Raw genomic sequence first — 13,771 nt, forward strand, 5'->3', positions numbered from 1 at the left:
TGTTGAATGCGTGAGTTGTTGTGATCAGTGCGTGCCGCCGTGGGGTCATGGACGATACGCATGCCAGCCGTTGCCGCCCTTGCAGACGAGTTGAGAACCCTGGACTTGGCATTGCGCTTCGTAACCCGGCGAGTACAGCCATTCGCCGGCCCAGTGAAGGTCGACCACCGGGGCGGCCTTCGGCGTACCGGCGGCGAAGTTCGCCGCGTCGTCGGTGCTGCCGGTGCCTGTGTAGCGCGCGGTGGCCGGATACGGGAACACCGGGCGCGTGCGCGTCGTGTTGCCGTTCGCGTCGACGATCGACGCGACGATCCGGCCCGGCGTCGCGCCCGTTTCGGTCCACGCCATCAGCGGCGACAGGATGTCGAACACGTCCGGCCCCTGCCCGCCGCCGCAGTGCGCGACGCCCGGGAACAGGTAGAAGCGCGCGAAGCGGTCGACTCTTGCGTCGCCCATGTAGTGGTTCATCGCTTCGTAGTACGCGATGCTCGAACGCGGCGAGATGTGCTGGTCTTCCAGGCCGTGCCACAGCAGCAGCTTGCCGCCGCGCCCGGCGAACCGGGTCAGGTCAGGATCGGTCGCGGCCAGGTAGTTCGACACCGGCACCGTCTTCGCGAACCCGTCGAGCGTGAATTTCAGGTCGCCGATCGCCGCGGACGGATACGACGCGTTGTAGTAGTCGAGATAGCGCAGGAACGGCAGCACGAAGCCGATCGTGCCGCTCTGTGCGGTCGCGGTCGCCGGGACGAACAGCGTCCAGTTCAGCTCGGAGCCCCATTCGCGCGAGACGAGCGGCTCGAGACGCGTGCCGTCCGCGGTCGTCGCGCCGTCGTGGATCCGACGGACGACGTCGGCTTCCTGCGGCGTCAGGCAGGTCGCGGTGGACTGGCCTTGCGCGCAGACGATCGTCGCGGGATCGAAGCGACACGCGCGCGGGTTGTCGATCACGCCGTCGACCACGCCGTCCAGCCCGTCGCACGCCTTGAGCACGGCCGCGTGCAGCATCGGCAGCTTGCCGGCGAGCAGAATCGCGTTGCCCGTCTTCGGGTCGGTGTTCACCGCGTTCGGCCATGCATGGTGGAACGTGTTCTGCACGATCAGGTCGTTCGCCGGCGCACCGGCGGCGATGCCGTCGAAGTCGTCGGGAAAGCGCTGCGCCTCCATCAGCGCTTCGCGGCCGCCGTCCGAGCAGCCGTCGAAGTACGCGTAGCGCGCGGGCCGTGCATAGAACTTGCCGATGATCGCCTTCGCGACCTGAGCCGTTGCGTGTTCGGCGCGGTATGCGAAGTCGAGCTTCGCCTTCGGATCGAGCGCCCACGAACCGTCGTTGCCGCCTTCGTGGCCCATGTCGGTCGCAGCCATCGCGATCGTGCCGTTCGTCACCGGCACGCACGTCGATGCCATCGGCGCGTTGACGGACAGGTTGCCGCACAGGCCACCGCAGCCCGTCTGCAGATAACGCTGCGTCCAGCCCTGCGTCGGCAGCTGCAGTTCGAACAGCGACGCGCCCGGGCCGATCGTCCCCTTCACGTCGCACACCGGCGCCGGCAACGTGTTGTTACCGACGACCGTGCCGGCCGGCAGCAGCACCGCCGACGTGATCGTGACGGCGCCGTCGGTCACGCCGCTCAGGTCGAGCGCCGCGACCGACGGGCACGACATCGCGGGCATCACCGCGGGAAGATTCGCGAGTCCGGCGGTGCTCGCCGCATTCGCGGCATTCGGCCAGCCCGTCAGCGCCGCACTCAGCCACACGACGCCGATCGCCAGCGCCCTGGTCAGTGCATCGCACCTTACGCGTGTCGCGCGATGCCAAGCGCACATCATCCACCCTGCCCTGCAGTTCGTCTGCATGCCTGTCTCCTGTCTTTCTGCTGGATATGCCGCTCGTCCGGGCCGGACGACGCGGCGACGTTGTATTGATTCTTCGATAGATCGTATGAGCTGGATCACCACTCACTGCTTCATCAGCATAACTAATATCGATGCGCAAGCCCGTTGCGAAGAAAGGCGAATCCCATCCAATTCGTTTATCGACCGGCCGCGTCAGCCTTATGCAGGCTCCATCCCGTGTTCGCGCTTGATGTGCGCGACTTGCGGCGACGCCAGATACGCGAGGAACCGCGCCGCGGCCACGCGATCGTGCGCGACGGCGCAGACCGCGGCGGCGAACACCGTCACCGCCTGCACGGCGTCAGGCAGCGCACCGACGATTGCGACGCCCGGCACGTGCATCAGCTCGCTCGTCTGCTGAAAGCCGAGCTCGACGTCGCCGGCTGCGATCAGCGCGCCGACCGGCACGCCCGGTGGGGCCTGCACGATGCGCGGTGCGATCGCGTCGGCGATGCCCCAGCGGGCGAACAGACGCGTCAGGTGCGTGCCGCTCGGCCCGGTCGAATAGCCGATCCGGCCTGCGCCCAGGATCGCATCGCGCAACGCGGCTTCCGTGCCGATGTCCGGCCGCCGCGCACCGCTCGCGACCGCGACCGCGATACCCGAGCGCGCAACGTCCACGCGACTGCCCGGCTCGACATGACCGTCCGCCGCAAGCCGCTCGATCGCATCGGACGCGAGCACGACGACATCGAACGGCTCGCCGTCGCGCACGCGCCGCGCAGCGTCGACGCCGCCGACTGACGTGATCGCGACGCGCGCGCCGGTGTCGCGCTCGTAAGCGGCGGCAAGCCGCGCGAGCACCGGCCGCGTCGCCATCGACGAGATGCCCGTGACGGCCAGCGCCGCTTCCGGTGTCTGCATCATCGCGTCCCCCTGAATCAGTCGATGTAGTGCAAGCCGGCCTGACGCAGCGGCTCGCGCATGTCGTACATGTCGAGGCCGAGCACGCCGGACGCAAGTTTCGCGCGCTTCGCCGCTTCGTTCGCTTCGCGGGCCGCCGCCTTCTCGAGCACCTGAGCCGCGCGCGCGGCCGGCACCACGGCCACGCCGTCGTCGTCCGCGACGATCACGTCGCCGGGGTGAACGAGCGCGCCCGCACATACGACGGGCACGTTCACCGAACCGAGCGTCGCTTTGATCGTGCCTTTCGCCGAAATCGCCTTGCTCCAGACCGGGAACTGCATCGCCTCGAGCACCGCGACGTCGCGCACGCCGGCATCGATGATCAGCGCGTGCGCGCCGCGTGCCTTGAAGCTCGTCGCGAGCAGGTCGCCGAAATAGCCGTCCGTGCAATCTGCGGTGATTGCCGCGACGACCACGTCGCCCGGCCGGATCTGTTCGGCTGCGACGTGCATCATCCAGTTGTCGCCCGGGTGCAGCAGCACCGTGACGGCCGTGCCGGACGCCTGCGCACGCGGATAGATCGGCCGCATGTAGGGCTTCAGCAGCCCCGTGCGGCCCATCGCCTCGTGCACCGTCGCCGAGCCGAGCGCGCCGAGCCGCGCCGCCACATCCTGGTCCGCACGCTGGATCGTGCGGTACACCACACCGAGTTCAGTCATGATCAAAACCCCTTCGCCTTCAGTTGCGCATCGAGGCGCGGATACACGCGCCGCGCATTGCCTTCGTAGATCTTGCGACGCGCTTGCTCATCGAGCGACGATGCGTCGATGTAGCGCTTCGTGTCGTCGTAGTAGTGACCGGTCTCCGGATCGATGCCGCGCACCGCGCCGATCATCTCGCTCGCGAACAGGAGGTTGTCGACCGGAATCACGCCGGTCAGCAGGTCGATGCCGGGCTGGTGATACACGCACGTATCGAAGAACACGTTGTTCAGCAGATGGTCCTTCAGCAGCGGCTTCTTCAGCTCCTGCGCGAGCCCGCGGAACCGTCCCCAGTGATACGGCACCGCACCGCCGCCGTGCGGGATCACGAAGCGCAGCGTCGGGAAATCACGGAACAGGTCGGAGGTCAGGCACTGCATGAACGCCGTAGTGTCGGCGTTCAGGTAGTGCGCGCCCGTCGTATGGAAGCATGCGTTGCAGCTCGTGCTCACGTGGATCATCGCGGGAATGTCGTACTCGACCATCTTCTCGTAGATCGGATACCAGTAGCGGTCCGACAGCGGCGGGCTCGTCCAGTGGCCGCCAGACGGATCCGGATTCAGGTTGATCGCGACGTTGCCGTATTCCTCGACGCAGCGCACGAGCTCGGGAATGCAGGTCGCGACATCGACGCCCGGGCTTTGCGGCAGCATCGCGGCCGGGACGAAGTGATCGGGAAACAGTCGATGGACGCGATGGCACAGCTCGTTGCACACGGCCGCCCACGTGCTCGACACCGCGAAGTCGCCGATGTGATGCGCCATGAAGCTCGCGCGCGGGCTGAAGATCGTCAGGTCGAGGCCGCGCTCGCGCATCAGCCGCAACTGGTTGTGTTCGATCGATTCGCGAAGTTCGTCGTCGCTGATGTTCAGCTCGGCCACCTTCGGTTGCTCCGACGGACTGCCAAGCGCCGCGATCTGGCGATTGCGCCACGCTTCCAGCGCCTTCGGCGCGGTGGTGTAGTGACCGTGGATATCGATGATCATTGATGCTCCTGCATTGGATAAAGTGTCCGGCACCCTGCCGACCGCCGCGCCGGATGGCGGTGTGCGACGTGCGTCAGTGCGCCGGGTTTTCGAGTTCCTGCGGTTCGGGCACGGCCGCATGCTGCGTCGTCATGATCGCGATGGCCGCCAGCGTGGCCGGCACCGCGAGCATCGACAGGATCGCGTCGAACTTCCAGCCGAAGCCGAGCAGCGCACCACCGATGGCCGAGCCGAAGATGCTGCCGAAGCGGCCCATCCCGAGCATCCAGCTCACGCCTGTTGCGCGTGCCACGGTCGGATAGCGGCCCGGCGCATACGCATTCAGCCCGGTCTGCGCGCCGCTCATGCAGAAGCCAGCCGCGAACACCAGCAGCGCGAGCGACGACGACAACGCACCGGCCCAGGCGAGCACGGCAACGCACAGCCCGCCGCCGAGATACGCGACGCCGATCACCGGCGCCGGCCGCACGCGATCCATCAACCAGCCCACGCCGATCGCACCGATCGTGCCGCCGATCTGGAACATCGCGGTCACGTTCGCGGCCGTGCTGACGGACAACCCGGCATCCTTGATTAGCGTCGGCAGCCAGCCGGTCAACAGGTAGATCACGAGCAGCCCCATGAAGTACGTGATCCACAGCGACAGCGTCACGCGGCCATAGCCTTGCGAGAACAGCACGCCGATCGGTTTGCGCGTCGGCAGCGCGGGCTCGCTCGACACGAACGTCTCGTCGCCGGTGAACCGGGCACCGCACACGCGGTTCAGCAGCGCACCGATGCGTTGCGGCGGCGCACCGCGCACGGCCAGGAGCCGCGCCGACTCGGGCAACAGCCACAGCTGCAGCGGAATCAGCAGCAGCGGCAGCGCGCCGCCGAACAGCAGCACCGCGCGCCAGCCGTGCAGCGGAATCAGCCAGCCGGCGACGAAGCCGATCAGCGCCGAGCCGAGGTTGAAGCCTGTAAACATCACGGTGATCATCAGCGCCCGCATCCGCTGCGGCGCGTATTCGGACAGCAGCGTCGTCGTGTTGGGCATCGCCGCGCCCAGTCCGATGCCCGTCAGCAGCCGCAGCACCGCCATCTCGAATGGCGAATGCGCGTGCGCGGTCACGATCGTGAACACGCCGAACAGGAACACCGACGCGATCAGCACGCGCTTGCGCCCGAACCGGTCGGCGCTCGGACCGGCCAGCAGCGCGCCGATCACGAGCCCGATCGGCGCCGCGCTCATCACCAGCCCGAACTCGGGACGCGAGATCGCCCAGTCGCGAATCACCGACGGTGCGACGAATCCCATGATCGCGACGTCCATTCCGTCGGCGATCACGACGAGGCAGCACAGCACGACCAGCAGCCACTGGTAGCGCGACACGGGCCGCTCGTCGATGAACGACTTGATGTCGATTGTCTTTCCACCTGCCATCATGACTCTCCTGTCTCCTTGGCGACGATCGATCAGTCGATTCGTCATCCTATTTATATGGCCCGTTGCGCTTCCGGCAGTCCGGTCGCGCAGGCGCGGCGATCTCGCGCGCGCCCTCGTCTTCGCTATGTGTTGACCGGCTGGTCCGCGCCGTCCCAGCCGAGCGGCCCCGCGCTCTTGCCGGCCACCGAGTACAGCGCGCCTGGCGCGTTGCGGGTGCGCTGGAAGTCCTCCAGCGATTCGCCGCGCATCGCCGCATAGATATGCAGGTTCGATACGCCCGTCACCGCACCGAGCTTCTCCAGCAGGAAGAAGATCACGCCGTAGCGCAGCAGGCCGAGCCAGTCGCGCCGGCGGATCAGGTCGCGCTCCTCCGTGCTGAGGTCCGCGGCCGCGAAGCTCGCTTCGGGGTTGCTCAGAAACTGCGCGCGATGCGCGGGCTCGATCATCCGGTGCAGATAGTCGTTGATCCGGTACGCGCGCACGGCCCGCTCGATCGTGAACGGATAGGTGCCCGGCAGTTGCTCGACGCCGGCGAGTTCGGCCGCGATCCGTTGCCGGTGGCGCTCTGCCGCCGCCTCGTCGACTTCCGTGTCCGCCGGCTCGTACACGGCCGTCGCGATCCCCGTCATCGACGGCAGGTAGTAGCTGCGGTGGCGGCACACGACGCCCGCCGGCAAAGCGCCGCGCATCGTGAGCCACATCACGACCTCGGCGCCTTCGAAGCCGCCGAGCGTCGCGTATTCGCCGAGCGGCATGCCGGCCAGGCGCTCGGGATCGCGCTCGAGCAGATCGAGAAAACGCGCATCCCATTCGGGATTGTTGAAGCCCGAGCGCTCGCCGTGCACCTGATGCGACAACCCGCCGGTCGCGACGATCGCGACGCGCAGGTCCTCCGGATAGCTTTCGATCGCGCGGCGCAGCGCCTGGCCGAGCCGGTAGAAGCGGCGCGCGGACGGCACCGGCAGTTGCAGCACGCCCATCTGCAGCGGCACCAGTTGCACCGGCCAGTCGGGCCGGTGCGGACACAGCACCGACAGCGGCGAGAAGCAGCCATGGTCGAGCGGCTTGCTCTGGAAGAACGACATGTCGAACTCGTCGGCCATCAGCGACCGGCCGATATGCGCGGCCAGCGCCGGGTGGCCGGCGATCGGCGGCAGGTCGCGCGCGCCGCCGCCTTCGTCCGCCGGATGCCACTGCGGTCCGACGCCGAGCGAGAACGCCGAATAGTGATCGAAGAAGAACGACGTCACGTGGTCGTTGTAGATGAACAGCAGCACGTCGGGACGCTTGTCGGCGAGCCACCCGGCCAGCGGCGCGAAGTTTTCGAAGATCGGCGCCCAGACGGGATCGTCGCGCTTGTTCTTGTCGAACGCGAACCCGATCGTGGGCGTGTGGGAGGCCGCGATGCCTCCGATAATCCGTGCCATGCCAATGCTCCTTCGTGATGCTCTGATGCGGTCCGGCCGCGCCGGCCGTTGCTGATTGAATGCGTGCGCGTTCGCTCGCTACGCGCGCCCGTGCGGCTGCGGCGCAAGGCTGCGCTTGACGACCAGCGCGAGCGGAACGGCGAACACGAAATGCGACATGAACCCGCCGATGATCACGTTCGGGTCGAAATAGTTCGGATGATTGCTCGACGCGATCATGATCAGCGCGTGCATCACGATCCATGCGACGATCGCGAAAAACAGCGCGACGAACGTCGCCTCGAAGCCGCGCCGGCGGAACCACGGCCAGATCGCCGCGAACACGATGCCCCACGACAGCGCGAACGCGAAATGGATCGCGGTGCCGATGAAGTATGCGCCGATGCCGAGCGCGTCCTGTGCGGCCCTGCCGAACACGAGTCCCGTCGCGTTGCGCGGGATGCCGGCGAGCGGCATCAGGTGCTGGGTGCCAACCCACACGAGCGCCTCGTAGACCCAGATCAGCACCGCGCCCGCGAACCCGCCGCGAATACCGGCGCGTACCGTGTAGGAAAGCGGCGTGCTGCCCGCCGATGCGTCCGCCAGTTCGCGTGCTCCGATGATGTGCTGTCGTCCCATTACGCTGCCTCGCTCGTAGTTGGAGGTGCCGCGCCACGCGCCAGCCCCTTTTCGTGATCGGACGAACAATGAATCAGATGGCGGCCCGATGCGCCGGCAACCGCGTGCTTGCGGCTCCCGGGATTGAAATTACTCAGTCGCGGCCGGGGCAATATATTTAGGGTAAACCCTTATAACCCGACGTAGCCGCATATCCGGCAAGCGCTCAACCGGCACGCGCACCGCGTCGCCGATGGCCCGGAAGCCCGCCGGATATGGCGCTCGCGCGGCCGCGTCCGGCGGCGAGCGAGCCGCAGCCGGTCGCTCGGCGATTCACATCCGATAAATAAAACAGATGGGCCGATAAGCACGACGCAAGCTCCGCGACCGCCGTTCCGGTAAAGTCGTTCAACCCGCTGCGCCGCCGGCGCAGGCCGCACGGATGCACGTATGCCGTATGCTCGGCCGCCGCGACGCACACCGCCCGAACACCCATGGACAACACCGACCTTCCGAATCTCGCCTGCCTGTACGCGGTGCAGCGCGTTGCCGAAACGGGCAGCGTGAGCCGCGCCGCCGCGACGCTGTTTCGCGCGCAGTCGGCCGTCACGCGCGCGGTGCAGGAACTCGAAGCGGCCGTCGGCGAAGCGCTGTTCGACCGCAAGCCGTCCGGCATGCTGGCGACGCCGGTCGGCCGTGCGGTGCTCAAGCGCGCAGAGCGTGTGATCGCCGAACTCGGCGCGCTCGCGAACTGGTGTGCGCTGCGCCAGTCGCGCCGCCGCGCATCGACCGACGGCGGCCTGCCGGCTTACCTGCTCAACACGCGGCGACTCCTGCTGTTCTCGACGCTCGCGCGGCACCGTCACATGCCGAGCGCCGCGCGTGCGCTCGGCGTCACGCAGCCGGCCGTCAGCAGCGCGATCCGGATTCTCGAGAGCGGCGCGGGTTTCGCGCTGTTCCATCGGCATCCGCGCGGCCTGCTGCTGACGGCCGACGGCGAGACGTTCCTGCTGCACGTGCGGCGCGCGCTGAACGAACTGCGGCACGTCGCCGACGACGTCGCGGCGCTGCACGGCAGCATCCAGGGTGTCGTGACCGTCGGTGCGCTGCCGCTCGGCCGCACGCTGATGCTGCCCGAAGCGATCGCGCGCGTCGTCACGCGGTTTCCGAAGGTGCACGTGATCACCGACGAAAGCGCGTACGAGGCGCTCGTCGCCGGCGTGCGCGCGGGTGACATCGACTTCATCCTCGGCGCGCTGCGCGCGAGCGATCCGGCGAACGACCTCGAGAACGAACGGTTGATGTCCGAGAACCTCGTCGTGCTCGCGCGCCACAATCACCCGCTCGCCGGCGTGCGCAACCTCACGCTCGCGAGCCTCGCCGGTGCGCAATGGATCCTGCCGCGCAGCCACTCGCCCGCGCTCGGGCTGTTCGAGTCGCTGTTCCGGCGCATGAAACTCAAGCCGCCGATGCCGACGGTCGAGAGCGCCGACCTTGCGATAATACGCAGCCTGCTGCTGCACACAGACATGCTCGCGGTGCTGTCCGCGCAGCAGTTGCACTACGAATGCGAAGCGGGGCTGCTGGTCGTGCTCGATGTGCCGCTGCGCGAAACGACTCGGGACATCGGGCTGATGACGCGCGCCGGCAGCCCGCCGTCGCCGGCCGCGCGCGCGTTGATCGACGCGATTCGCGTGGTGGCGACCGAGGTCGCACGCACGCCGCACGCTAAACGTGGACGGTGAACGTGTCTCCGCGCTCGCCGTAAAGTACGCCGGCATCGCACATGAACGGTTTCAGGAACGGGAGATCGCAGGCAAATTGTTGGACGGGGGAGATATCTCTACTGCGGTGATTCGCTTCGCCGACGTAGGCCAAAATAAAGTTGTCACCGTTTGCGAAGTAAAGATGTCACTTCGCCATTTCGCAGTCACCCAAGAGCTGCGAACCCTTGTGAATTCAAGAATTTGCCCGCCGCGAATTAAAGTTGTCACCGAGCGCGGCGTTGCGAAGAGCGATGTCAACTCCCTCGCGACGTCGTTGCAGCGCCGTCGGTCGCGGTAACACGTTGTTCAAAACCTGAGTTTGAGCACGCTATCGTGCCGTCGTGATAAGAAGGACCCTGGAAGCGCTCGGGATCTTGAAGATCGACCTGCTCGCGCTTGGCATGCTGTCGATGGTGCGCCGCGCGCTCGACATGATCTCGGAGAAGCGCGACGAGACGTTGGAACTGCAGGACATCCCGGCCGAGGACAAGGCGACCTACGACATGCTCTGCGAAGGGGATAGCATGGGCGTGTTTCAGGTGGAATCGCGCGCGCAGATGTCGATGCTGCCGCGCCTGCGGCCGCAGTGCTTCTACGACCTGGTGATCGAAGTCGCTATCGTGCGGCCGGGCCCGGTCCAGGGCGGGATGGTGCATCCGTTTCTGCGCCGGCGCCAGGGGCTGGAGCCTGTCATGTTTCCGTCGGAAGGCGTGGAGAAGGCGCTGGCGCGCACGCTCGGCGTGCCGATCTTCCAGGAGCAGGTGATGCAGGTCGCGATGCTGGCGGCCGGCTTCTCCGCCGGCGAGGCCGACCAGCTGCGCCGCGCGATGGCGGCATGGAAGCGCAAGGGGGGACTGGAGCCGCACCACGAACGTCTCGTGAGCGGCATGCTCGAGCGCGGCTACGACCGCGAGTTCGCCGAATCGATCTTCGCGCAGATCAAGGGCTTCGGCGAATACGGCTTCCCGGAGAGCCACGCGGCGAGCTTCGCGCTGCTCGTCTACTCGAGCGCATGGCTGCGTCGACACGAACCGGCCGTATTCCTGGCCGCCCTGCTCAACAGCCAGCCCATGGGCTTTTACACGCCGTCGCAGCTGCTGCAGGACGCGCAGCGCCGCGGCGTTGAGGTACTGCCGGTCGACGTCAACGTGAGCACATGGGATTCTGCGATTGAAGGGCCGACGACGTCGGCGCCCGTGCGCCTTGCTTCTCGCTGTTGCGCGGCATGCGCGAGGACGTCGCAAGCCGGATCGAGCTCGCACGCGCGGCGCGGCCGTTTGCCGACGTCGCGGATCTGGCGCGTCGCGCCCAGCTTGATCGGCACGACCTTCAGGTACTCGCGCGCGCGAACGCTCTTCGCTCACTCGCTGGCGGCAACCGACGCGCCGCGCTTTGGCTCGGGGCCGCTGCCGCGCCTGATCGAGATCTACTGCGCGGCACCGAACGCGACGACGCGGTGCCGGCGTTACCTCAAGCGTCGGAGGGCCACGAGATCGTAACGGACTATCGCGCGATGGGCTTCACGCTCGGCCGGCATCCGCTGGCACTGCTGCGCGATCGCCTCGCGCTGGGCCACCTGCAGTCGGCCGAGCAGCTGGCGACGTTGCGCAGCGGCCAGCTCGCGCGTGCGTGCGGACTGGTCACCGTTCGGCAACGGCCCGGCACGGCGAACGGTATGCTGTTCATGACGCTCGAGGACGAGACGGGCCAGGCGAACGTGATCCTCTGGCCCGGTCTGTTGGAGAAGTTTCGGAAGGAAGCGCTCGGCGCTGCGCTGCCGGCCGTGTACGGCGTGTGGCAGGCCGAAGGTAGGTGCGGCACCTGATCGCGAGCAAGCTCGTCGACAGGACCGCGTTGCTCGGCGCGCTGCCGACGACGTCACGGGAATTTTACTAATTCTCGGACCGGCGCCTACTACTTGCTACGCGAAAACGAACTTCCGTTGTACCGATACTCGCGCGTCGCATTGCCAGCATCGTCGATATTGGTCCAAGTGATTTTGAACCCGAGCGGATTGTCGATCCACTCGATCGCGAGCCATGGCGACCGGTAGCCCCCGTTGTCATTGAGAGACACGCTGTGCAAACAGCTTTGTACCGGCATCGAATAGACGGGGGCTGCGGCGTTACCGTGGACCTGCAACGCATACAGCGTGCTCTCCTCCCCTGCACCGCAGAAACCCATTGGCTTGTTACTCGAGGATTGGCTCACGACCACCAGCACAAATTCCTTTCCGTCGACGACCTTCGATGTCGCCGATGGGAATCCGATGCCGGACGATGATGCGACGGTCCGACGAAATGCCGTAGGCAACTTCACCGTGATTGTCCGGTGATGGGCGGCGTCTACTTCAATCAACCGTTTTCCATCTTCCGTTTGCTGTAACTGGCGTCCGTTCGACAGCTGAATCGAGGTCGGTGCTTTCTCGTCTGCGAACGCGTTAGCTGCACCAGCTACTGCAACAGCGAAGACGCAACACTTAATTACCGAAGATATGATCGACATAGCAGATTCCGGAATACTTCCATGGATGTTCTTTGGTTTGGCCGGCCTTCATTTTCGGGTACTCATCCTTGTCCCGCTTGCGAAGTTCCTCTTCTGTTTTCCCGGCGTTCGAAGGGTTCGTCATGTCCCAACCTATATTACCCGTTTGCGTGTCACACATCACATCGTCACGCACGATCGTCCCTGCCGCCTTATCTACCTTGTAGTAGGCACCCCCGTTCCATCTGGAAAATGTCTCGCGGCGAAGCTGCTCCTCTGTATAGGGGACCCCGTCAAAGTGCTTGATCGCGTCGGTTTGCTTCTGCTGCCACAACTTAACGCCAGCCTTAATGTTTTCCTTCCAGCTCCAGACCTGTTCGTACGACGGTGCGGGATTCGTCATTTGAGTCATACCGAAACCCTTGTCGCCAGCGACCACGGGTTCACTGTCAGACGTCCTGAAGTTTTTGAAGTGACTCTCTTGATCGAGAACGAGCTCGAACCCGACCGTTTTCGGAATCGGCTTGAGGTAGGCGAGCACGTCTTCTTTCGCCGGATTCTTTCCGAGGACCAACACAGTTCTTCGGAACTCGGTTGACCCCGCCTTGACTTCGACGGACAGCTTCCCACCGATAATCTTCCCATTCAGATTCGCATCCCACACCTTGTCGTTGCTGGTAAAAGATCCGGTCTCCGAAAACGATCGCACCTTCTTGCCGCGGCTTTTCTTCTCGTTCAGCGGGCTCACCTGCGCGTCCCATACGATGGTCCACTTCCATTGGTAGGGGGGAGGATCGTCCGACTTGAACTCGAATGTGATCGACGGAAACTTCGTTGTTTCGTCGATGTAGAACTTGTCCCCTGTCGCCGGGCGCACCCAGTCACCGGCGTCGTTCTGAATGACGGCTTTCACTAGGGAATTTTGGTCAGCACTCGTCGTCGACGCGTGCCTAACGTGGCGCTTCACCGTCTTACGCTTCTTCGTCGCCGTCATCATCTACCTCCTTGTACACTGTCAGAGAAAGAGACTCTGGTTCATCGGTATAAATGTGCTGAGTAAAGCCGTTTGCATCGCTGAAGCCGCTCCACCTTTTACCCGACTCGCTTTCGATCTCGTAGCGTGTGTGCGGCAACACCGTCTCGCCGTCGTCGTCGACCAGGTGGAACTGCTCGTGATATCGCGGAACATCGCCCGCATGGGGTAGACCAGGGAGTACGTAACCCTGCGCGGTCGGTCCGTCGAGGCTGTGCGACGTGCCCTTGATATCGATCTTGCCGGGCGCGTGGATCTGGATGTCACCATTTGCGATGCGAATATAGGCACCGCCGGAAGTTAGATAGATCTCTTGGTCAGCGGCAACCTCGACCTTGGCAGTCGTCGAAAGCACTTTGACCGATTTCTGAGCAATCAGCTCGATGTTGTCTGAGTGCGCTTGTACCTCGATCTTGCCGCGACCGGCGAACAATTTCATGCCGGCATTTTGAGCGAAGATACTTAACTTGTTGGCGACACTCGCGATCAGCGACTTCCCCACTGCCACGTGCGTGCTCTGACCGCTGACGATGTTGACGTGTTGCGCGGCGG

General features: G+C 65.5%; 11 protein-coding genes and 1 pseudogene. 2 read left to right on the forward strand and 10 right to left on the reverse strand.

Features of this window, described 5'->3' with window-relative positions:
• Positions 1-45: 45 nt before the first annotated feature.
• The 7 genes from H0X95_RS33190 to H0X95_RS33220 form a co-directional block, all read right to left on the reverse strand.
• Entirely contained in the window at positions 46-1,854 is a 1,809-nt protein-coding gene (locus H0X95_RS33190) for a tannase/feruloyl esterase family alpha/beta hydrolase (RefSeq protein WP_059720906.1), read from the reverse strand.
• Between the two features lie 198 nt (positions 1,855-2,052).
• Positions 2,053-2,760, reverse strand: a complete 708-nt coding sequence (locus tag H0X95_RS33195) for a substrate-binding domain-containing protein (protein WP_059720905.1) — start codon at positions 2,758-2,760, stop codon at positions 2,053-2,055.
• Positions 2,761-2,774: 14 nt separating this feature from the next.
• Positions 2,775-3,458, reverse strand: a complete 684-nt coding sequence (ligK, locus tag H0X95_RS33200) for a 4-carboxy-4-hydroxy-2-oxoadipate aldolase/oxaloacetate decarboxylase (RefSeq protein ID WP_059720904.1) — start codon at positions 3,456-3,458, stop codon at positions 2,775-2,777.
• Positions 3,459-3,460: 2 nt separating this feature from the next.
• Positions 3,461-4,486 (reverse strand): amidohydrolase family protein, encoded by a 1,026-nt coding sequence (locus H0X95_RS33205; RefSeq protein WP_006498581.1) that lies wholly within the window; start codon positions 4,484-4,486, stop codon positions 3,461-3,463.
• Positions 4,487-4,559: 73 nt separating this feature from the next.
• Positions 4,560-5,909, reverse strand: a complete 1,350-nt coding sequence (locus H0X95_RS33210; RefSeq protein ID WP_043205976.1) for an MFS transporter — start codon at positions 5,907-5,909, stop codon at positions 4,560-4,562.
• Between the two features lie 125 nt (positions 5,910-6,034).
• Positions 6,035-7,339 (reverse strand): gallate dioxygenase, encoded by a 1,305-nt coding sequence (locus H0X95_RS33215; protein WP_006498583.1) that lies wholly within the window; start codon positions 7,337-7,339, stop codon positions 6,035-6,037.
• A gap of 78 nt (positions 7,340-7,417) precedes the next feature.
• Complete coding sequence (locus H0X95_RS33220) at positions 7,418-7,957, reverse strand: hypothetical protein (RefSeq protein WP_006498584.1); 540 nt, start codon at positions 7,955-7,957, stop codon at positions 7,418-7,420.
• 473 nt (positions 7,958-8,430) lie between these two features.
• On the opposite strand from H0X95_RS33220, the gene H0X95_RS33225 reads away from it, so the two are divergent.
• Positions 8,431-9,681: a LysR family transcriptional regulator gene (locus tag H0X95_RS33225; protein ID WP_059720903.1), complete on the forward strand. Its 1,251-nt coding sequence runs from the start codon at positions 8,431-8,433 to the stop codon at positions 9,679-9,681.
• 377 nt (positions 9,682-10,058) lie between these two features.
• Positions 10,059-11,598: pseudogene (locus H0X95_RS33230) on the forward strand (helix-hairpin-helix domain-containing protein); the annotation flags it as partial.
• An 18-nt stretch (positions 11,599-11,616) separates the two neighbouring features.
• Here the strand turns inward: H0X95_RS33230 and H0X95_RS33235 are convergent.
• From H0X95_RS33235 to H0X95_RS33245, 3 genes are all read right to left on the reverse strand, one after another.
• Complete coding sequence (locus tag H0X95_RS33235) at positions 11,617-12,207, reverse strand: hypothetical protein (protein ID WP_125346673.1); 591 nt, start codon at positions 12,205-12,207, stop codon at positions 11,617-11,619.
• Positions 12,182-13,180: a hypothetical protein gene (locus H0X95_RS33240; protein WP_230204555.1), complete on the reverse strand. Its 999-nt coding sequence runs from the start codon at positions 13,178-13,180 to the stop codon at positions 12,182-12,184. Before H0X95_RS33240 ends, H0X95_RS33235 begins: the two co-directional genes overlap by 26 nt.
• A partial coding sequence (locus H0X95_RS33245) for a DUF2345 domain-containing protein (RefSeq protein WP_230878329.1) occupies positions 13,158-13,771 on the reverse strand: 614 nt, incomplete at its 5' end. The genes H0X95_RS33240 and H0X95_RS33245, both read right to left, overlap by 23 nt.

Source organism: Burkholderia sp. 9779_493, assembly GCF_015712215.1.
Lineage (GTDB): Bacteria > Pseudomonadota > Gammaproteobacteria > Burkholderiales > Burkholderiaceae > Burkholderia > Burkholderia cenocepacia.